Origin of the sequence: Streptomyces rubrogriseus, assembly GCF_027947575.1 — a bacterium.
In the GTDB taxonomy this organism is placed as follows: domain Bacteria; phylum Actinomycetota; class Actinomycetes; order Streptomycetales; family Streptomycetaceae; genus Streptomyces; species Streptomyces rubrogriseus.
The window spans coordinates 8,089,874-8,108,850 of record NZ_CP116256.1 but is presented as its reverse complement, the minus strand read 5'-3'; the positions used below and the strand labels follow the sequence as shown (position 1 = coordinate 8,108,850).

The window sequence follows — 18,977 nt, the reverse complement described above, 5'->3', positions numbered from 1 at the left end:
CTGATGCAGGGGTTCGCAGGCTTCATGTGGCTGCTGAGCATCGCCCTGATCCTTTTCAGCGGCTTCGCTTTGATCGACGCCGCCACGCGCCGCGAGGACGCCTACCGCGCGGCCGACAAGAAGACCAAGCCCTTCTGGCTGATCATCCTCGGGCTCGCCTTCGTGGTGAACCTGATCTTCAACATCCTGTCGTTCCTGCCGATCATCGGTCTCATCGCGACGATCGTGTACATGGTCGACGTACGGCCCGCGCTGCGCGGTCTGTCCGGCGGCGGCCGCAGCAGCCGCCGCGGCTCCAGCAGCGACGGCCCGTACGGCCCGTACAACGGCGGACGCTGACCCCGTACGACGGGCAGCCCCCGCGCCGGGTCACCGGGACCGGGCGGCTCAGGCCGTCCGGTCCAGCAGGACCACGGCCAGGTCGTCGGCCAGCTCGCCGCCGTTGAGTTCGCGGACCTCGTTGACGGTCGCCCGCAGCAGCTCCTCACCGGTCAGACCCTCGGCGCGCTGGCGGCGGACCAGCTCCACCATGCCGTCCTGGCCGAGCCGCTCCCGGCCCCCGCCGACGTGGCCCTCGATCAGGCCGTCGGTGTACAGCATCAGGCTCCACTCGGCGCCCAGCTCCACCTGCGTCCGCGGCCAGCGGGCGCCCGGCAGCAGCCCCAGCGCCGGGCCGTTGTTGTCGTAGGGCAGCAGCCGTGCGGGCATGCCCGGGCGGCTGAGCAGCGGGGACGGGTGCCCGGCCAGGCACAGGCCCGCGCGGCGGCCGTCCGGGGAGATGTCCACGGCGCACAGCGTCGCGAAGATCTCGTCGTCCGAGCGTTCGTGCTCCAGCACCTGCTGGAGCGTGCCGAGCAGCTCGTCGCCGCACAGCCCCGCCAGCGTCAGCGCCCGCCAGGCGATCCGCAGCTCCACGCCGAGCGCCGCCTCGTCCGGGCCGTGCCCGCAGACATCGCCGATCATGGCGTGCACGGTGCCGTCCGGGGTGCGCACGACGTCGTAGAAGTCGCCGCCCAGCAGCGCGCGCGAGCGGCCCGGGCGGTAGCGGGCGGCGAAGCGCAGCGGGGAGCCCGCCAGCAGCGGGGTCGGCAGCAGGCCGCGCTCCAGGCGGCGGTTCTCCTGCGCCCGCACCCTGCCCTCGGCCAGCCGCCGCTCCGCCGAGTCGGACCGCTTGCGCTCGACGGCGTAGCGGATCGCCCGGCTCAGCAGGCGGCCGTCCAGCTCGTCGCGGAACAGGTAGTCCTGCGCGCCGACCGCCACCGCCTCGGCGCCGCGCTCGGCGTCGCTGGAGGAGGTGAGGGCGAGCACGGCGTGCCGGGGCGCCAGCTCCAGGACCTGCCGGAGCACCGCCAGCTCGTCGTCGTCCTCCGCGTCGCCGCCGCTGCCGTTGCCACCGGCGTCGGCGTTCGTGCGGGCCGGGGCGGGGGAGGACAGGGCGAGGTCCAGCAGGATGCAGTGGACGTCGTCGGTCAGCAGCCGCCCGGCCTCGGTGAGGTTGCGCGCGGTGCGGACGCGGATCGGCTTGCCGGACTGGTCGAGCAGGTCCGGCACGATCGGCGAGCCGGCCGGATCGTCCTCGATCAGCAGCACCGTCAGGTTCGTGGGAGCCGCGCTCTCGGCCCGGACGCCGGGCGTCGGCGTCCGGTCGGTGCCGGTGCCGGTGCCGGTGCCGGTGCTCGTGCCGGAGCTGGTGCTCGTGCCGGTGCTGGTCTCCGTGCTGGTGTCCGTGGGCTTCTCGCGCTTCTCCGTGGGGTTCTCTGGGGTTTTCTCTCGCCGGGTGGCGGCGTTCTCGGCCTGGGGCGTCCCGGGCGGGGCCTGTTCCTTGGAAGGGCCGCTGTCCGGGGACGCGGCGGGCGCCTGACCACACTCCACGGCCGGGATCGCCCTCTGCCGCGGTACGGGTACGGGCATCGTCTTGGTTTCCTTCCCTCCCCCCGAGGGCATGGCGGGGCGAGGGACCTCGACCCACCGACGGGGACCATAGCGGGTGACCGCACCGCTGCGGAATGGTCCAGAACACGTCGGGCGGCCGAGGGCCACTGTCATATGCCGCGTTTTCCCCCGCAGTTGGACACGTCGACCCGGGGGCGGGGATGACGAAGGTCACGCGGGGGCGGGCGCCGTGCGTGGACTGGGTCACGTGGCCCGTCTCACGCGCCCGGCGCCGGTCGCGTGGCCCGCGTCACTCCTTGGGGGTGGACGCCTGCTCCGGGGCCGTGTCCGGGCGGACCACGCCGAGGATCGGCATCGAGCCCGCGCCCGCGACGGTGATCGAGCGCCCCGGACGCGGGGCGTGCACCATGGAGCCGTCGCCGACGTACATGCCGACGTGGCTGGCGTCGTCGAAGTAGATGATCAGGTCGCCGGGGCGCATGTCCTCGACGGCGACGTGCCTGAGCTGCTTCCACTGCTGCTGCGAGGTGCGCGGGATCGCCTGTCCTGCCGCCCCCCAGGCCTGCGAGGTCAGACCGGAGCAGTCGTAGGACTTCGGGCCCTCGGCGCCCCACTGGTACGGCTTGCCGATCTGGGCGGTGGCGTACTCGACCGCCTTGCGGCCCCGCTCGGTCGCCCCGGTGTCGAGGTCCTTCAGGATGCCGGAGTCGAGCCAGGCGGTCTGCGCCTTGGCCTGCGCCTCCCGCTCCAGCCGGGCGAGGCGCTCCTTCTCCTCCTTCTCCAGCTCGGACTCCAGCTTCTCGGCCGCCGCGATCTGCTTCTCGATCTTCTTCTGGGCGGTGGCCTTGGCCTTGCGGTTCGCCTCCAGCTCCTTGAAGCGGGCGGAGGCGTCCGCCGCGTAGGCCTTCAGTTCCCGCTGGGCGCGGGTCAGCTCGCCGAGCAGGCCCTTGGTGGCGCGCTGGCCCTGGATCACCCGTCCGGTCCCGTCGAGGAAGTCCTCGGGGTCGTCGCTCAGGATGAGCTTCGCCCCGTCGGGCAGGCCGCCGGTGCGGTACTGGGAGCGGGCCGCGGCTCCCGCGCGGTCCTTGAGGCCGTCCAGCCTCTCCTGGCCCTTGACGATCTTCTTGGCCAGCTCGACGATCTCGGCGTTCTGTTTCTCGGCCTTCTCCTCGGCCGCGTTGTACTCCTCCGTGGCGGAGGCCGCGGCGCGGTAGAGCTTGTCGAGCTTCTTGCGTACGGCTTCCAGGTCCTTGCCCTTGCCGGGCGTGGCCGACGGGCCGACAGGCGCGGTGGCGGAAGCGCCCGGGGTGCCCGGTGCCGGGGAGGACGAGGGCGAGGGGCCGGGGTCCGCGAACGCCGTCCCCGGTGCCGCCAGCACGGTGATCGCGCAGACCACGGTCACGGCAGTCGTCGTCAGGACACGCTTCCCCGTACGCATACCTCGCCCCCAACCTGATTAACCGTCAGTAACATAGCTCGCTCGGGGGATCGTGCCATGCCGGCGCGAAAAGCGACAGAGGCCGTGCTTTCCTCCTGCTTCCCCTCGATTGCTTCCCTTGCTTCCCTCGGGGTGTGACGAACGCCGCAGGAAGATCGTTCCCGGTCGGCGGCCTCCCGCTCGGCCCCGCCCCCCGTCCGCGCCGTGGGCTCACGCGCGGGGCGCCAACGCCTCCCACCGCACCGTCACTTCACCCTGCCGCCACCGCACCGGCCCGTCCGTCACCGGCCAGTCGGCCGTCAGGTCCCGCACCGACCGCATCCAGCGCTGCCGGGCGCCGTAGGAGGCGTAGGGCGCGGCGGCGGCCCAGGCGCGGTCGAAGTCGCGCAGGAAGGCGTGCACGGGCTCGCCGGGGACATTGCGGTGGATGAGCGCCTTCGGCAGCCGTTCGGCCAGGTCGGAGGGGCGGTCCAGGGAACCGAGCCGGGTCGCGAAGGTGACCGTGCGCGGTCCCTCGGGCCCGAGCGCCACCCACACGTGCCGGCGCCCGATCTCGTCGCAGGTCCCCTCGACCAGCAGCCCGCCGCGCGAGTGCTCCGACGCCGGGGCGAGCCGCGCGCACAGCCGCCGCCAGACGGCGGCGACCTCGCCCTCGTCGTACTGGCGCAACACGTTCGCCGCGCGGATCAGCAGCGGCGGCGCGGAGACGGGGACCTCGAAACCGCCGTGTCGGAAATCCAGCCCCGCGCGCGCGTACGGCTGGGCCGCCGCCACCCGGGCCGGGTCGATCTCGACGCCCACCACGCGCGCGTGCGGCGCGACCGTGCGTAGGCGGTGCAGCAGTTCGACGGCGGTCCAGGGCGCCGCGCCGTAGCCGAGGTCGACGGCGACCGGGTCGGCGGCGCGGCGCAGTTCGGCACCGTGCGCGGCCGCGATCCAGCGGTCCATGCGGCGCAGCCGGTTGGGGTTCGTCGTCCCGCGCGTGACCGTGCCCACGGGGCGGGAGGCGGTGGCGCGGGGTGGCATGCCTACGAGGGTATGCGGCGGGCGTCCGGCATTCGGCCGCGGAATGGTGGTACCCGCACACCAGACAGGGCTCGCGTCGGCGCCGACTCGGGTGACGACCGGGCGGGGGACCCGCGGGGCCGGGGTGGGGGACCCGCAGGACCGGGCGGGGGACCCGAAGGACCCTCGAACGGTTGAGCGATCGGCGGTAATGATTCGGCAAAGGTCGGAAAAGCGGAATGGAGCACCGCCCGTCCGGTGTTCCCAACCCTTGGAGGGCACCCCACGTCCTCCGACCGGCATGCCCGCAGCGAGGAGGAACGGCTCGTGAGCCAGTACGTCAGCAGGCTCGGGCGTCGCTCACCGGCGGCCTCCCCGCGGCTGAGGCTGAACCGAAGGCCCCGCCGCGTCGCCATGCTCTCCGTGCACACCTCACCGCTCCACCAGCCCGGCACCGGCGACGCCGGCGGCATGAACGTCTACATCGTGGAGCTGGCGCAGCGCCTCGCCGAGATCAACATCGAAGTCGAGATCTTCACCCGGGCGACCACCGCCGCCCTCCCGCCCGCCGTCGAACTGGCCCCCGGCGTCCTCGTCCGGCACGTCGACGCGGGCCCGTACGAGGGGCTGGCCAAGGAGGAGCTGCCCGCCCAGCTCTGCGCCTTCACGCACGGCGTGATGCAGGCCTGGGCCGGTCACCGCCCCGGCCACTACGACCTCGTGCACTCCCACTACTGGCTCTCCGGCCACGTCGGCTGGCTCGCCGCCCAGCGCTGGGGCGCGCCCCTGGTGCACGCCATGCACACCATGGCCAAGGTCAAGAACGCCAACCTGGCCGACGGCGACACCCCCGAACCGGCCGCCCGCGTCATCGGCGAGACCCAGATCGTCGCCGCCTCCGACCGGCTGATCGCCAACACGGCCGAGGAGGCCGACGAACTCGTCCGCCACTACGCCGCCGACCCCGACAAGGTCGCCGTGGTCCATCCCGGCGTGAACCTGGAGCGCTTCCGCCCCTTCCCCAAGGGCCGCGTCCCCGGCCCGGGACAGCACGGCAACGCCCGCGCCGCCGCCCGTGCCCGCCTCGGCCTGCCCCAGGACGCGCTGATCCCGCTCTTCGCGGGCCGCATACAGCCCCTGAAGGCGCCGGACATCCTGCTGCGCGCCGTCGCCGTCCTCCTCGACGAACGCCCCGAGCTGCGCTCCCGCATCGTCGTCCCCGTCGTCGGCGGCCCCAGCGGCAGCGGCCTCGCCAAGCCGGAGGGCCTGCAGAAACTCGCCGCGCGGCTCGGCATCGCCGACGTCGTACGCTTCCGCCCGCCCGTCGGCCAGGAACAGCTCGCCGACTGGTTCCGGGCCGCGTCCGTGCTGGTCATGCCGTCCTACAGCGAGTCCTTCGGGCTGGTGGCCATCGAGGCCCAGGCGGCCGGTACGCCGGTGCTCGCGGCCGCGGTCGGCGGTCTCCCGGTCGCCGTGCGCGACGGACACACCGGCCGCCTCGTCCACGGCCACGATCCCGTCGCCTACGCGCGCGTGCTGCGCGACTTCGCCGACAACCCCGAGCTGACGCCCCGCATGGGCGACGCCGCCGCCCGGCACGCCCAGTCGTTCGGGTGGGACAGCGCCGCCGCCACCACCGCCGACGTCTACACGGCCGCGATCCAGTCGTACCGCCGTCGCGTACGCTCGCACCATGGCTGAGGCACCACAGCAGAAGGCAGCGCAGGTCCTCGAGGCGGCACTGAAGGACGCCGACCTGGAGTGGGAGAGCCCGGAACCCGGCAACTACGTCGTCAAGCTCCCCGGCACCCGCAAGCTGTCCACGACGGTCTCCCTCCTCCTCGGCCGGCACTCCCTCTCCCTCAACGCCTTCGTCGTCCGCCACCCCGACGAGAACGAACCGGCCGTCCACCGCTGGCTGCTGGAACGCAACCTCAAGCTCTACGGCATCGGTTACGCCGTCGACCGCCTCGGCGACATCTACGTCACCGCGAAACTCCCCCTGGCCGCCGTCACCCCCGACGAGATCGACCGCCTCCTCGGCCAGGTACTGGAGGCCGCCGACGGCGCCTTCAACACCCTGCTCGAGCTGGGCTTCGCCTCCGCCATCCGCAAGGAGTACGAGTGGCGCACCGCGCGCGGCGAGTCGACGCGGAACCTGGAGGCGTTCCAGCACCTGATCGAGCGCTCCGGCGACTGACCGGCGGCGTCAGGCCCGGGCGCCGCTCGCCCGGTAGCGCCCGGGCGTGACCCCCACCAAGCGCTTGAAGTGCCGGGTCAGATGGGCCTGGTCGTAGAAACCGGTGGCCCCCGCCACCTCCGCCGGCGAGTCACCGGCGAGCAGCATCCGCCGGGCCCGGTCGACCCGCCGGGACATCAGGTACTGGTGCGGCGCGATGCCGTACGCGCCGCTGAACGCCCGTACGAGGTGCGCCGGATGCGCGGGCACGAGCGCGGCCGCCTCCGCCAGCCCGATCCCCGCGACGACCCGCTCGTCGAGCAGCTCCCGCAGCCGCCGGGCGAGCACGGGGTCCCGGCGTGCGCCGGCCGCGCAGGTCCCCGGCCGCAGATGGTCGCGCAGCCGGTCGCCGATCAGGGTCAGCCGGCTCTCCGCCTCCAGCTCGTCCCCGGGCAGCGCGAGCGCCGCGTGCAGCTGCCCGACCCGCCGCCGCAGCACCGGATCGCGCAGGTCGGGCGCGTCCACCGCCGGTCCGATCAGCTCGTCGCCGAGCCGGGAGGCGTCCAGGTACAGGACGCGCTTGCGAAACCCGTCCGGGGTCGCCGGGGAGCCGTTGTGCGGCACGTGCGGCGGCAGCAGCGACACCGTGTCGTGCGGGGTGCCGTGCTCGTGCCGGTCCAGGTCGTACCGTACGGCGCCGTCGTCGACGATGAGCAGCGTCCAGGCGTCGTGGACGTGCATCGGATAGGCGTACTCGGTGTAGTGGGCGTGGAAGACCTCGACGACGCCGGGGACGCGGGGCCGCCAGGCGGAGACGTTCCGCTGGTCCTTCGGTCGGCCGCCCATGCAAAAAACGTACAAGACCGGGCGGGGTACGGGTCGGCAGTCTCACCGTATGAGCACGCACGAAGCAGCCCCCGAGACTCCCGAGGCTCCCGAAACCGAGACCCCCGTCCGCTTCGACACCAAGATCGCCGTACTGCTGCGCGAGGACCTGGAGACCTGGCAGCGCCTCAACGTCACGGCGTTCCTGGTCAGCGGCCTGGGCAAGCAGTTCCCCGAGGTGATCGGGGAGCCCTACGAGGACGCGGACGCCGTCGGCTACCTGCCGATGTTCCGCCAGCCGGTGCTGGTCTTCGAGGGCACGAAGGAGACGCTGACGACCGCCCACGCGCGCGTACTGTCCCGCGCCCTGCCCCGCGCCCTCTTCACGTCCGACCTCTTCACCACGGGCAACGACCGCGACAACCGCGCGGCGGTGCGGGCGGTGGCGACGGCGGACCTGGACCTGGTGGGCCTCGCGGTGTACGGCCCGAAGAACGCGGTGGACAAGGTGCTGAAGGGTGCCCGGATGCACCCGTGACCGGACGCGCCCGTGACCGGACGCGCCCGTGACCGGACGCGCCCGGGATCGGACGCGCCCGCCCGGCGAGCGGCGGGGTCAGACGGCGCTGGTGTCGACCCGGGGCGCGGGGACGGCGGACGCTTCCGGGGCCACCGGCATCTCGTCGCTGCCGTTGCCGTTGCCGTTGCTGTTGTCGCTGTCGCTGTCGCTGCCGTTGCCGCTATCGCTGTGACTGTGACTGTGACTGTGGCTGTAGCTGTGGCCGTCGTCCGGCAGGCCCCGCATGAGCCCCCAGTACCCGGCCGCCGCCACGGTGCCGACGACCGCGCAGATGCCCCACAGCCACTCGGCGCCCCAGCGGTCGATGACGAACCCGGACATCAGCGGGGCGACGAGGGAGGCGACCGCCCAGGACATGGTGTACATCCCCTGGTACCGGCCGCGCCCGTGCACCGGCGACAGCCGGACGACGAGCCCGGTCTGGGTCGGCGCGTTGACGATCTCGGCCAGCGTCCACACGCACACGGTGAGGGCGAAGACGCCGACCGACCCGGCGAAGGCGGTGAGCCCGAAGCCGTACCCGGCCAGCAGCGACGAGGCGACGAGCAGCAGTCGCGGATCGCGGTGCTCGATGAACCGCGTGACGGGGATCTGCAGGACGACGATCAGGACGCCGTTGACGGCGATGGCCAGCCCGAAGTCGGCGGGCGTGAACCCGGCGTCGCCCATGGCGACGGGCAGCCCCACGTAGGCCTGCTGGAAGATCACGGCGATCAGGAAGGACAGCCCGACGACGCTCATGTACCGCCCGTCGCGCACCACGGTCCCCAGGGAGACGGCCGTGCCCTTGCCCGGGCCGTCGTCCAGGGTCGTCTCCTGCTGGGGCCGGGACTCGGGCAGCTTCACGAAGACGAGGACGGCACAGACGAGCGTCATCCCGGCCTCGATCATGAACCCGGCGAGATAGCTGACCTCGGCGATGAACCCGGCCGCCATGGAGGAGATCGCGAAGCCGAGGTTGATCGCCCAGTAGTTGAGCGAGAACGCCCGGATACGGTCCTCGGGCCGCACGATGTCCGCCATCATCGCCTGCACCGCGGGCCGGGAGGCGTTGCTGGCCATGCCGACCAGGAAGGCGACGGCGGCGATGGCCACCGGGTCCCGCACGAAGCCGAGCAGCGCGACCGACAGCGCGGTGGAGGTCTGCGCGACCAGCAGCGTGGGCCGCCGCCCCAGCCGGTCGGACATCACCCCGGCGCCCAGCGAGGACACGACCCCGCCGAGCCCGTGCAGGGCGGCGACCAGACCGGCGTACGAGGCGGAGTAGCCGCGGTCGATGGTCAGGTACAGCGCCATGAAGGTGGCGACGAAGGCACCGAGCCGGTTGACCAGGGTGCTGGTCCACAGCCACCAGAACTCGCGGGGGAGCCCGGAGACGGTCTCGCGTGCGTCACGTCCGAGTCCGGCGACAGGCATGGGTCCCCCGAGGTGATTGAGATCGCTGTAAGCGGCTGATGCGGTAAGCACAACTTACAAACGGCTCTCTCGGGGAAGCCATTCAATTAACACTTCCCGTCAACCGTCCGCCCACCGGGCGCACGCGCGGGGGATCAGAGCCTTGGATTACGCTCGGGAGCATGGCCGACGCACCGTACAAGCTGATCCTCCTCCGCCACGGCGAGAGCGAGTGGAACGAGAAGAACCTGTTCACCGGCTGGGTGGACGTCAACCTCACCCCGAAGGGCGAGAAGGAGGCGACGCGCGGCGGCGAGCTGCTCAAGGACGCCGGCCTGCTGCCCGACGTGGTCCACACGTCCGTCCAGAAGCGCGCGATCCGCACGGCCCAGCTCGCGCTGGAGGCCGCCGACCGCCACTGGATCCCGGTCCACCGCCACTGGCGCCTGAACGAGCGCCACTACGGCGCCCTCCAGGGCAAGGACAAGGCCCAGACGCTCGCCGAGTTCGGCGAGGAGCAGTTCATGCTGTGGCGCCGCTCCTACGACACCCCGCCGCCCGCGCTGGACCGCGACGCCGAGTACTCCCAGTTCTCCGACCCGCGCTACGCGATGCTCCCGCCGGAGCTGCGCCCGCAGACGGAGTGCCTCAAGGACGTCGTCGGCCGCATGCTCCCGTACTGGTTCGACGCGATCGTCCCCGACCTCCTGACCGGCCGCACGGTCCTGGTCGCCGCCCACGGCAACTCGCTCCGCGCCCTCGTCAAGCACCTCGACGGCATCTCCGACGCCGACATCGCGGGCCTGAACATCCCGACGGGCATCCCGCTGTCCTACGAACTGAACGCCGAGTTCAAGCCCCTGAACCCGGGCGGCACGTACCTGGACCCGGACGCGGCGGCGGCCGCGATCGAAGCCGTGAAGAACCAGGGCAAGAAGAAGTAGGCCCACCTCAGTCGGCCCCCGTCCTGCCGTTACTCGGCAGGGCGGGGGCCGACTGGCGTTTCGGGCCGGCGTTCGCGTGAGCGGCCATATCAGGACGGAGGCCAGGCGTCGGCCATCTCGAAATCTGCCGCACCGCGTGAACGGACGAGGGTCGCGCCGTCGAGATCAACGAAATGAAGCTGGACGCCGCTTCGTACGTCTTGGAGTACGACTTCGACGCGTAAGACGGGCGGTCCTGTCCCACGCCACAGTCCGAGTTACGACACTGCCGACGGCAGGCTCGGTCTCACGAGTAGAAGCCGGCCCAGTACTCGTCACGGCCGCAGGCGAAGTCGCCTGGGCGCTCCGCCCTCAGGACCTCGTACCTGGCAACAAAGATGTCCAGGGCCTCATGGACAGAGCAGTCCAGATGGTCACGGAGGGTCTTGATACCCCGGATGATCTGGTTGCTGACGATCTGCTCGTCGGCAACGTCGACTGCGGCGCCATCGGTCATGACTGCGATCGAATCCGATGGGTGGCACACCGGGCAACAGAGTTCGCCGGTGCCGGATGCGGCCGGGCCGGGAGTCCCTACAGGTCGGCGTCGCCCCACTCCTGGATGACGACCTCGTCGCCGACCGACAGCTTCCCCGGCGTGATCACGGAGAACTTGGCGCCGAACACCACGCCGCCGCTTGCCGCCCGGCGGTAGGTCGCGAGGGTGCGCAGTGGTTCCGGACCCCGCCTTGCCCCGGCCTCCTGCTCAACCAGAGTGACGGCACAGCGCACCGCGAGCTTGGCATAGCCCAACTCGGCACCGCCGATGGAGATGCGGCGCCCGCGGTCCTCGGAGTGCGGTACGGCTGCCCAGTCGCTGTCGACGACGATGTTCGGGCGGAAGCGGTTCATCGGCAGGGCCGGGGCGCCGCGTTCGGCCAGCCGCTGGTTGAGGAGGGCGAGGGAGGCGCGGGACAGCAGGTGCACCGCACTGCTGTCGGCGTAGCCGGAGGGGCCAGGGGTCAGGCCGTCGGTGATGCGGTCGTGCTCCGGCGGTACGCGGACCAGACGGCTGGGGGCGCCGAGGAACTCCGACAGCCAGGCGGCGGCTTCGTCGCCCTGGTCGATCCCCTGGAAGACGGTGCCGAACAGATCGACGTCGCGGCGCGGCGCGGATGTCGTCACGTCGAGGCACAACGTGCCGAAGCGGCCGGTGCCTTCGGCACCGTCCGCACCGCGGGTCGCGTCAAGCGTGAGCCGAGTACCGTCGGTGCTGATGGCAGGCCGGATCAGGGCGAGGCGGGGGTGTCGGCGTTGCGTGCGGAAGATTCCGTCCTCGCTGATGACCATGAAGCTCCGGTCGTGGGCGAGGCCCGCCGGAGTCAGAAGCGCACCGCTCGTCGACGTGCCCGCACACCCCTTGACGGGATAGCAGATCAGATCCACGACGTTGGCCATGCGGCGTCCCTTCGGTCCGCGATCACAGTAGAACGTACGCCGATATCGCGGAGCGCCTCCGGACGGCAGAAGCGCGGGTAACGCTCCAGGTGCGGAGGGTAGCCGTGTGTGATTCGCTGGTATGCGCAACTGCCGCTCACGATGCGAGGACGGATCACATGAGTGCAGGTGGAGAAGCTCGCGCCCGGCTCCAGCAGATGCGGGACAAGGCCCAGGAGTTGAAGGCCGCCTCGGAACGGACCAGCGACCCCGGCGAGCGGAAGAGGCTCCAGGAGAAGGCCCGAAGGCTGCAGAGCCAGAGCGAAGAGGAAAGCATGGAGCGGGGCGGGGACATCTATCCGTCGGAGTGAGGAAGCGACGGTACCAGCGGTGCCGTCGAGAGCTGGGCTATGTTCTGGGGTCATGACTACCGGGACGGCCTCGCGCCACACACGGATTGGTGACCCGGTGCTCTTCTGAGTGCCGTACGGGCCGGTACGGGCCCGCTGTCCGACCGAGGAACCCGCGCTGCCGCGAGGGCACCGCCTCCGTCGTGTTGATCACAAGCTCGACACATCAACTACGACAGGAGAATTCATGCCCACCAGGTCCAAGTCGCTGCAGATCCCTACCGCGGACGGACAGGCCGACGCGTTCGCCGCCTTCCCGGGCGGTGGGGAGCGGCATCCAGGGATGCTGATGTACGCGGACGGCTTCGGGATCCGGCCCGTACTGCGGGAGCTGGCCCGCGAACTCGCCGGGCACGGGTACTACGTACTCGTGCCCAACTTCTTCTACCGGCACGGCCCGGCGCCGGTCGTCGAGCTGCCCGAGTACATCGGAGAGGAAGTCCGGGGCGCGGTGTTCGGCCAGCTGATGCCCTTGATCGAGGTGCACACGGCGGAACGGGTGCTGCGTGACGCCGACGCCTTTCTCGCGTTCCTCACCGCTCAGCCCGAGGTCGGGCCAGGGCCGGTCGCGGTGACCGGCTACTGCATCGGCGGTCTGTTGGCGACGCGCACCGCGGTGGCCCGTCCGGGGCAGGTGGCCGCCCTCGCCGCGTTCCACGCGCCCGTGGGAGCCGACGGGGCCGACAGCCTCGCCAAGCTCACCGCAGAGGTCCACTTCGGGCACGCCGAGAGCGACTTGACGCCCGAGGGCCTCGGCGAGCTGAACCAGGCCCTGGATGCGGCGGGTGTCCGCTACACCTCGGAGATCTACCCCGGCACCGTCCACGGCTTCACCATGTCCGACACCGACGCCTTCGACGCCGCCGCACTGCGGCTCCACTGGGACCGCCTGCTGCCCCTTCTCGGTCGCACCCTGGATCGCGGTGGGGAACCCGGTCGCTCGCGTCGTTGATGAGTGCGCGGTCGGCGCTGGCAGGTCTCGCTCTTGGCCATCGACCAAGCCCGGTCGTCGGTTGGGTCCCGGGCTGTTCCCGGGCCGCCCCCGGACAGAACCGGGGATGCAGCCGCACTGCAGAGCTGGGTACCTCGGATGCCGACCGCGCGTCCGCGACCCTAGCCTTAACCACTGACAACGGCTCGCTCATGAGCGGTCGGCGGGGAGCCTCTGATCAGACGGTGCCAGGCTGCGTACGACGTCGAACTCGTTGCCCTCGGGGTCGGCCATGACCGCCCAGCTCCGGCCGGGCCCCTGGCCCACGTCCACCCTGGTGGCGCCGAGGGCGAGGAGCCTGGCCGCCTCGTCTTCCGTACTGCCGTCGATCGGGCTCACGTCCAGGTGGAGCCGGTTCTTCACGGTCTTGCCCTCCGGCACCCGGATGAAGACGAGCGTGGGCGGCATCTGGCGGGCGCGGACCTCCTCGACCGTCGGCTCCCAGGAGCCGATCTCGACCTTGTCCTCGCCCCTGTCGATCACCTTGAAGTCCAGGACCGCGCACCAGAAGGCCGCGAGCCGCTCCGGATCGTGGCAGTCGAGGACCAACTCCGTGAACCTACTGGCCATTTCTCCCCCAGGCAGTGCGGACGGGCGCTCAGGGTATGGGGTCTCCGCCGTCGCCGAGCGGACTTTCAGTTCCCGGCGTCCTGCCCACCGGACCCGTCCTGCTCGGCGTCGGCGTCGGTGTCGGCGACCGCGTACCCGGGCACGGACGGCCACCGCACCGTCAGGACCACGGACTCCTCCTCCGCGTACCAGGAGTGGTCGACGCCCCTGCCCCACACGACGTAGTCGCCCTGTTCGGCCAGTACGACGCTGCGACCGGGGAACTCCACCCGGAAGCGTCCGCTGACGAGGACCTGTAGCGCGGTGCGGTCCTCGCCGGTGACCCATTGGGCGCGCTCGTCCCCCTTCGGATGCACGCCCCACTTGATCTCGACGTCCTCGCTGTGGCGGGGGTCGGAGGCGTCCTTGAAGTGCCCCAGCAGCCATCCCCGGTCCAGTGCCGCGTCCTCGCCCGCGTTGCCCACGTACACGTCGTCCGTCATGGTTCTGGAAGCTAGCAGTGGAAAACCCTTCGCCCCCGGCCGACCCTCCAGGTACGGTCACCAGCGCGTTCGTCCCCGTGCTTCCCCGTCGAGAGCAGGTTTCGGTCATGGCTTGTCGGATCAGTGAGCTGGTGCTCGGTTGTCGTGACCCCGAGGCGCTGGCGCGGTTCTGGTGCGAGGTGCTGGACTTCGTCGTGCTCGACCGTGAGGACAACGAGTACTTCGAGATCGGGCCGCGGGAAGGGTTCGGCGGGCCGCAGCCGACGATCATCCTCAGTCGCCGGGACGAGCCGGAGCCCGGCAAGTCCCGGCTGCACATCGACGTCAACGCCACCGACCGGGATCAGGACGCCGAGCTGGAGCGCCTGCTGAAGCTCGGGGCGCGGCCGGCCGACATCGGGCAGACCGGCGAGGAGCAGTGGCACGTCCTCGCCGATCCCGAGGGCAATGAGTTCTGTCTGCTCAAGGCCCGTCTCAGTCCCCTGTGAGTCGTCGGCTCGTCAGGCCGGTTCGACCGGGAGCCACAGTTCCGTCGTCGCCGTCGTGAAGTCGTCCGCGCGGTCCAGGACGGCGACGATCGACGGGCCGGGGCGCAGGCGCCACGGGTTGGAGGGGAACCACTCGGCCGCCGTGGCCGCCCAGGTGGTCTGGAGGGCGTCCGGGTAGGGGCCCGAGCTGCGGAAGACCGCCCATGTGCCCGCCGGTACCTCGATGGCGTCGAGGTCGTCGGGGGCCGGGGTGTCGGTGGTGACGGCCACGCCGTGGAGGTAGGTCAGTTCGGTGCCCTCCGGGCTGTCCTGGGCCACGTCGTCGCTGACCTGGAGCAGGCCGGCCGGTTCCGTGTCGCCGAGGGACTTCAGGCGGGCGTGGGCCTCCTGGGGGAGTGCGGCGATGTGCTGCTGGATGTGCGGGTTGACGCCCTCGTGGATGAGGGGGACGCGGGTCGCGTGGCCGACCAGGCGGAACGCGGGGCGGTCGGTGAAGCGGGTGTCCATGGGGGTGCTCCCTTCGACGGTCAGGCGGAACCTGAGCTGCGGCTGTGTCCGAAGGGGGCCGCCGTCGCGGCGTACGTCGCGCGGAGCGATGCCGTGGACCGACCGGAACGCGCGTCCGAACGCCTCCGTCGAGCCGTAGCCGTACCGGACGGCGACGGTCAGCAGGTCGTCCTCGCCCCGTACGACGTCGGCGGCGGCCACCGTCATGCGGCGCCGGCGGACGTACTCCGACAGCGGCATGCCCGCCAGCGACGAGAACATCCGGCGCAGGTGGTACTCGGTCGTGCCGAGCCTCGCGGCCAGCGCGGGGACGTCCGGCTCCTCGCCGAGGTGGTCCTCGACCAGGTCGACCAGGCGGTTCAGTGCCGAGATCATGCGGCCTCCCTTCGGCATCCACCGTGGCAGGGGGCACATCGGCGGCGCCCGATCGCAGCGGTCCGGTCCGGTCGGTCCTGTCGGTCCTGTCGGTTCGGTCAGGCGGGCACCGGCACCGGGGGCTGGTCCGGCCAGGTGAAGGCGTATGCGGGGGTGCCGCCGCGGGCCAGGCGCACGTGGCGGAGCAGTTCGCGGACGATTCCCGCGGTGCCCATCGCCCAGCCGAGCTGCGGTTCCAGCTCGCCCGGCGTGGAGCGGAAGTCGACGTTGGACCAGCGGGCGCCCTCGCGGTCCCGGGTGGCGCGGGCGGTCAGGTCCGTGACCAGGACGTCGGCGAAGTCGGACGCGTCCCGCTGCTCGGCGATCCGGTCGCAGGCCAGGGCCAGGACGCCCGCCGTGCCGCAGCAGCGGCCGTTGTTGTCCCAGAAGCCGGGGCGCAGCCGCCGGGGGAGGCCGGAGTGGGTCACCGTGTGCCAGCAGCGGTCGGCCAGGGCGGTCCAGGCGGGGTCGGACGTGACGTCGCGCAGGGCGCGGAAGAGCTGGGCGTCGCCGGAGGGGCCGTGGCACCAGCCGTAGCTGACCGGGTCGATCAGGTCCGGGAGGAACTGCGGGGTGGAGTGCGGGGCCAGGAAGCCGTCGGGGCCGTCGGAGTCGCGGGCCACGACGTCGGCCACCGCGGCCAGCGCCAGGTCGAGCAGATCCCCGCGGCCGGTGGCGCCGCCGACGCGGGCGAGGGCCAGGGCGATACCGAGGGTGCCGTGCGAGACGTGGTGCAGGCGGGCGACGACGCCGGTGCGGTGCGGCCAGTGGACGCCGTGCGCGGTCCGCTCCGCCGTACGCAGGTACGGCTCCACGGCCAGGACGGCCAGCTCGGGGTCGCCGGCCAGGAGGGCGCCCAGGCCGATGCCCGCGTTGCCGCCCATCAGCTCGAAGAGTTCGCCCCAGCGCGTGCCGTCGAAGCGGGAGCGGACCAGGTGCAGGGCGCGGTCGGCGGCCTCGCCCGAGGCCGGGTCGCCCAGTTCGGCGTGGACCGCCCGCAGGACCAGGGCGAGTCCCGTGCGGCCGAAGTAGAGGGAGTCGTCCTCCAGGTCGTCGACCCGGGCGGCGAGGTCGCGGGCCGCGCGCAAGGCGGTGTCGGCGTACGCGTCGTCGCCGAAGTGCCGCCAGGCCTCCAGGAGCACGGGGACGTTGCCGGCCGTGCCGTTGTAGAGCATCGGCTCGACGGCGTCGTCCGAGGGCCTGACCGGCCAGGCGAGGCCACCGCCGGGGGTCTCCCGGGCCGCTCCCGTCAGCCAGCGCAGCCCGTCCACCGCGATGTCCTCGACCTCGTCGACCGCCACGACCGTGGCTCCTGGTGCCGTCATGGGGCCACTCTCGCATCCGCGTCCGGCGCGGAAGCCGACGGAGGCCGCAGAGGCGGGAGAGGCGGGAGAGGGGGGAAGCGGGAGAGGCGGGAGAGGGGGACAGGCGGGGAGGGAGCGGAGTCAGTGCGCCGTCGTCAGGTGGCCGCGGTTGCCCCGGCGCCCGCGCAGGGCCCGCCACACCGCCCCCAGGGCCAGCGACTGGACGAGCGCCGAGAGCACGATGCCGCCGACGAAGAACCACGTCGGGGCGTCACCGCCCCAGCCCGCCTCGCCGAGCCAGGCCACGAAGCCGAACGCCGGGAAGGTGAACAGGGCCGGCCAGACCCAGACGAGGGACGCGTCGGGGCCGGTCCCGAAGAGGGGCTGCGCCGCGGCGACCGCCATCGCGCCGCCGACCACGGTGAGGTACACCGCCGAGACGCGGTTGGCGACGGCCAGGCGGACGAGGCCGCGTATCCGGTCGGTCCCGCCGGTCCGGTCGGTCCCGCCGGTCCGGTCGGTCCTGCCGGGTCGGTCGGCTCGGGCGTTGTTCGGCTGGGTGCTGTTCATGGGATCCGGGCTCCCCGAGGTGGTGGTCGTGGTCGTGCTCCTGAACCAGGGTCGACCGGGAGCCCGCCCCGGGCCTGAGTACCCGTACTCAAGTCCGGGGTGTCGCGGTACCCGCCTGCGGGTGGCCGGGCCGGCCTGTACCGACGCGGCCCTATACCGACACGGCCTATGCCGACAGGGGGACTTCGTGGATCTCGTCCGCCTTGTGGCCCGCGCGTTCGTGCACGCGCTGGACCGCCTCGGCCGACGGCCCCTCGGAGAGGCAGTAGATCGTGCCGGAGGCCGGGTCCGCCCACGCCTGTTCGAAGTGGACGTTCTCGTCCTTCTCCACGGCGAGATCGGCCTGGTGGGCCTGGTGCAACTGGTCCGAGGTGATGCCGTGCATCCCACGGTGTACGTCCATGAAGTGAGCCATGGCGTCTCGCACCCCCTTCAGGGTCCTCCTTCCAGGGTGCGCCCGTGCGGCGGCCGGGGCGAACCGGCCGCCGCACCACTGTCGACCGTGTGCCACCGCATGCCGCGGCCTGCCCCGGTCTACCGTGTCAGCCGCACTGGCAGGGGCTGCCCGACTGGCAGCCGCAGCCGCAGCCCGAGCCGCAGCCGCAGGCGGCGATCAGCGGCAGGCTGCGGATCTCGGTGGGCTGCTCGGTGGGGCGTTCCTGTGCGGGGTCGGGCTTCGTGCTGGGGGAATCGGCCATGGTTCCTCCTGGAAGCGGGTGCCTGGGGCCCGGGTGTGTGGGTCCATTGCACGCCCCCGGTGGCCGTCGCATCAACGGCGCACTGGGGCGCGCGCCCGCCCCGGTGCGCCCTTGACGCGCGGGTGCGCTCAGGCCCCCTCGACCTGCGTCGCCGGCTGGATGTCCGCCTGGAGGTCGTCCGCGTGCTCGCCGGTGACCAGGTAGACCACCCGCTTGGCGACCGAGACCGCGTGGTCGGCGAAGCGCTCGTAGTAGCGGCCCAGGAGGGTGACGTCGACCGCGGTCTCGATGCCGTGCTTCCAGCGGTCGTCCATCAGGTGCTGGAAGAGGGTGCGGTGCAGGAGGTCCATCGCGTCGTCGTCCTGCTCCAGCTGGAGCGCCAGGTCGACGTCCTTGGTGATGATCACCTCGGCGGCCTTGGCCATCAGGCGCTGCGCGAGCTGGCCCATCTCCAGGATGGTCGCGTGCAGGTCGTGCGGCACCGCACGCTCCGGGTAGCGCAGCCGGGCCAGCTTGGCCACGTGCTGGGCCAGGTCGCCCGAACGCTCCAGGTCGGCCGACATCCGCAGCGAGGTCACGACGATGCGCAGGTCGGTGGCCACCGGCTGCTGCCTGGCCAGCAGGGTTATCGCCCGGGCCTCCAGCTCGTGCTGGAGGTCGTCGACCTTCTGGTCCGCCTCGATGACCGCCTCGGCCAGCTTGAGGTCGGAGTCGAGGATCGCGGTCGTGGCGCGTCCGATGGCCGACCCGACCAGCCGGGCCATCTCCACCAGACCGTCACCGATCGAATCAAGTTCCTCGTGGTACGCGTCCCGCATCAGGATTCCCTCTCGTACGTCCGTTTCGGGGGCTCGAAGACGGCTTCGCG

At 72.1% G+C, this 18,977-nt stretch carries 23 protein-coding genes and 1 pseudogene; 9 read left to right on the top strand and 15 right to left on the bottom strand.

What is annotated here, in order from left to right:
- Positions 1 to 3: 3 nt before the first annotated feature.
- Positions 4 to 339, top strand: a complete 336-nt coding sequence (locus Sru02f_RS36590) for a DUF2516 family protein (RefSeq protein ID WP_030868443.1) — start codon at positions 4 to 6, stop codon at positions 337 to 339.
- A gap of 48 nt (positions 340 to 387) precedes the next feature.
- On the opposite strand, the gene Sru02f_RS36585 is transcribed toward Sru02f_RS36590, so the two are convergent.
- The 3 genes from Sru02f_RS36585 to Sru02f_RS36575 form a co-directional block, all read right to left on the bottom strand.
- Positions 388 to 1,911, bottom strand: a complete 1,524-nt coding sequence (locus Sru02f_RS36585) for a PP2C family protein-serine/threonine phosphatase (protein ID WP_167469805.1) — start codon at positions 1,909 to 1,911, stop codon at positions 388 to 390.
- Positions 1,912 to 2,182: 271 nt separating this feature from the next.
- Positions 2,183 to 3,331: a C40 family peptidase gene (locus Sru02f_RS36580; RefSeq protein ID WP_109035150.1), complete on the bottom strand. Its 1,149-nt coding sequence runs from the start codon at positions 3,329 to 3,331 to the stop codon at positions 2,183 to 2,185.
- A gap of 210 nt (positions 3,332 to 3,541) precedes the next feature.
- Positions 3,542 to 4,357, bottom strand: a complete 816-nt coding sequence (locus tag Sru02f_RS36575; protein ID WP_109035152.1) for a class I SAM-dependent methyltransferase — start codon at positions 4,355 to 4,357, stop codon at positions 3,542 to 3,544.
- Between the two features lie 306 nt (positions 4,358 to 4,663).
- Here Sru02f_RS36575 and mshA point away from each other — a divergent pair, with 306 nt between their 5' ends.
- Entirely contained in the window at positions 4,664 to 6,037 is a 1,374-nt protein-coding gene (mshA, locus tag Sru02f_RS36570; protein WP_109035154.1) for a D-inositol-3-phosphate glycosyltransferase, read from the top strand.
- Positions 6,030 to 6,536, top strand: coding sequence for a type III secretion system chaperone family protein (locus Sru02f_RS36565; protein ID WP_109035156.1), 507 nt, complete (start codon positions 6,030 to 6,032; stop codon positions 6,534 to 6,536). Before mshA ends, Sru02f_RS36565 begins: the two co-directional genes overlap by 8 nt.
- A gap of 9 nt (positions 6,537 to 6,545) precedes the next feature.
- Here Sru02f_RS36565 and Sru02f_RS36560 read toward each other — a convergent pair whose 3' ends face one another.
- The gene (locus Sru02f_RS36560) at positions 6,546 to 7,361 is read right to left on the bottom strand and encodes an AraC family transcriptional regulator (RefSeq protein WP_109035158.1); all 816 of its coding nucleotides are present in this window, start codon (positions 7,359 to 7,361) and stop codon (positions 6,546 to 6,548) included.
- Between the two features lie 49 nt (positions 7,362 to 7,410).
- Here Sru02f_RS36560 and Sru02f_RS36555 point away from each other — a divergent pair, with 49 nt between their 5' ends.
- Positions 7,411 to 7,878, top strand: coding sequence for a DUF2000 domain-containing protein (locus Sru02f_RS36555; RefSeq protein ID WP_109035160.1), 468 nt, complete (start codon positions 7,411 to 7,413; stop codon positions 7,876 to 7,878).
- 78 nt (positions 7,879 to 7,956) lie between these two features.
- On the opposite strand, the gene Sru02f_RS36550 is transcribed toward Sru02f_RS36555, so the two are convergent.
- Complete coding sequence (locus Sru02f_RS36550; RefSeq protein ID WP_109035161.1) at positions 7,957 to 9,336, bottom strand: MDR family MFS transporter; 1,380 nt, start codon at positions 9,334 to 9,336, stop codon at positions 7,957 to 7,959.
- Positions 9,337 to 9,497: 161 nt separating this feature from the next.
- Between Sru02f_RS36550 and Sru02f_RS36545 the strand changes: the two genes are divergently transcribed.
- Positions 9,498 to 10,259 carry a phosphoglyceromutase gene (locus tag Sru02f_RS36545; RefSeq protein ID WP_003974762.1) on the top strand — a complete coding sequence of 254 codons (762 nt, stop codon included), beginning with the start codon at positions 9,498 to 9,500 and terminating at the stop codon, positions 10,257 to 10,259.
- A 119-nt stretch (positions 10,260 to 10,378) separates the two neighbouring features.
- Positions 10,379 to 10,483: pseudogene (locus Sru02f_RS36540) on the top strand (GntR family transcriptional regulator); the annotation flags it as partial.
- 62 nt (positions 10,484 to 10,545) lie between these two features.
- On the opposite strand, the gene Sru02f_RS36535 reads toward Sru02f_RS36540, so the two are convergent.
- Both Sru02f_RS36535 and Sru02f_RS36530 read right to left on the bottom strand, forming a co-directional pair.
- On the bottom strand, positions 10,546 to 10,755 hold the full coding sequence (locus Sru02f_RS36535) for a hypothetical protein (protein WP_109035163.1): 210 nt from the start codon (positions 10,753 to 10,755) through the stop codon (positions 10,546 to 10,548).
- A 77-nt stretch (positions 10,756 to 10,832) separates the two neighbouring features.
- Positions 10,833 to 11,696, bottom strand: a complete 864-nt coding sequence (locus tag Sru02f_RS36530; RefSeq protein WP_109035165.1) for an MOSC domain-containing protein — start codon at positions 11,694 to 11,696, stop codon at positions 10,833 to 10,835.
- Between the two features lie 158 nt (positions 11,697 to 11,854).
- Here Sru02f_RS36530 and Sru02f_RS36525 point away from each other — a divergent pair, with 158 nt between their 5' ends.
- Together Sru02f_RS36525 and Sru02f_RS36520 are read left to right on the top strand one after the other, a co-directional pair.
- A complete protein-coding gene (locus Sru02f_RS36525) occupies positions 11,855 to 12,046 on the top strand; it encodes a DUF6381 family protein (protein ID WP_109035167.1) in 192 nt (63 codons plus the stop codon).
- Positions 12,047 to 12,272: 226 nt separating this feature from the next.
- A complete protein-coding gene (locus tag Sru02f_RS36520; RefSeq protein WP_109035169.1) occupies positions 12,273 to 13,037 on the top strand; it encodes a dienelactone hydrolase family protein in 765 nt (254 codons plus the stop codon).
- A gap of 189 nt (positions 13,038 to 13,226) precedes the next feature.
- On the opposite strand, the gene Sru02f_RS36515 is transcribed toward Sru02f_RS36520, so the two are convergent.
- A complete protein-coding gene (locus Sru02f_RS36515) occupies positions 13,227 to 13,646 on the bottom strand; it encodes a VOC family protein (protein WP_109035171.1) in 420 nt (139 codons plus the stop codon).
- Positions 13,647 to 13,711: 65 nt separating this feature from the next.
- On the bottom strand, positions 13,712 to 14,128 hold the full coding sequence (locus Sru02f_RS36510) for a cupin domain-containing protein (RefSeq protein WP_109035173.1): 417 nt from the start codon (positions 14,126 to 14,128) through the stop codon (positions 13,712 to 13,714).
- Between the two features lie 107 nt (positions 14,129 to 14,235).
- On the opposite strand from Sru02f_RS36510, the gene Sru02f_RS36505 reads away from it, so the two are divergent.
- A complete protein-coding gene (locus Sru02f_RS36505; RefSeq protein ID WP_003974753.1) occupies positions 14,236 to 14,616 on the top strand; it encodes a VOC family protein in 381 nt (126 codons plus the stop codon).
- Between the two features lie 12 nt (positions 14,617 to 14,628).
- Here Sru02f_RS36505 and Sru02f_RS36500 read toward each other — a convergent pair whose 3' ends face one another.
- The 6 genes from Sru02f_RS36500 to phoU form a co-directional block, all read right to left on the bottom strand.
- The gene (locus tag Sru02f_RS36500; RefSeq protein ID WP_167469786.1) at positions 14,629 to 15,498 is read right to left on the bottom strand and encodes an AraC family transcriptional regulator; all 870 of its coding nucleotides are present in this window, start codon (positions 15,496 to 15,498) and stop codon (positions 14,629 to 14,631) included.
- A 98-nt stretch (positions 15,499 to 15,596) separates the two neighbouring features.
- Positions 15,597 to 16,862: a lanthionine synthetase LanC family protein gene (locus Sru02f_RS36495; RefSeq protein ID WP_109035177.1), complete on the bottom strand. Its 1,266-nt coding sequence runs from the start codon at positions 16,860 to 16,862 to the stop codon at positions 15,597 to 15,599.
- 120 nt (positions 16,863 to 16,982) lie between these two features.
- On the bottom strand, positions 16,983 to 17,411 hold the full coding sequence (locus Sru02f_RS36490; protein WP_109035179.1) for an SCO4225 family membrane protein: 429 nt from the start codon (positions 17,409 to 17,411) through the stop codon (positions 16,983 to 16,985).
- Positions 17,412 to 17,577: 166 nt separating this feature from the next.
- Complete coding sequence (locus tag Sru02f_RS36485) at positions 17,578 to 17,826, bottom strand: SCO4226 family nickel-binding protein (RefSeq protein WP_011029517.1); 249 nt, start codon at positions 17,824 to 17,826, stop codon at positions 17,578 to 17,580.
- Between the two features lie 127 nt (positions 17,827 to 17,953).
- Complete coding sequence (locus Sru02f_RS36480) at positions 17,954 to 18,109, bottom strand: hypothetical protein (RefSeq protein WP_164883312.1); 156 nt, start codon at positions 18,107 to 18,109, stop codon at positions 17,954 to 17,956.
- A 128-nt stretch (positions 18,110 to 18,237) separates the two neighbouring features.
- Positions 18,238 to 18,927, bottom strand: coding sequence for a phosphate signaling complex protein PhoU (gene phoU / locus Sru02f_RS36475; RefSeq protein ID WP_109035183.1), 690 nt, complete (start codon positions 18,925 to 18,927; stop codon positions 18,238 to 18,240).
- Positions 18,928 to 18,977: the final 50 nt, after the last annotated feature.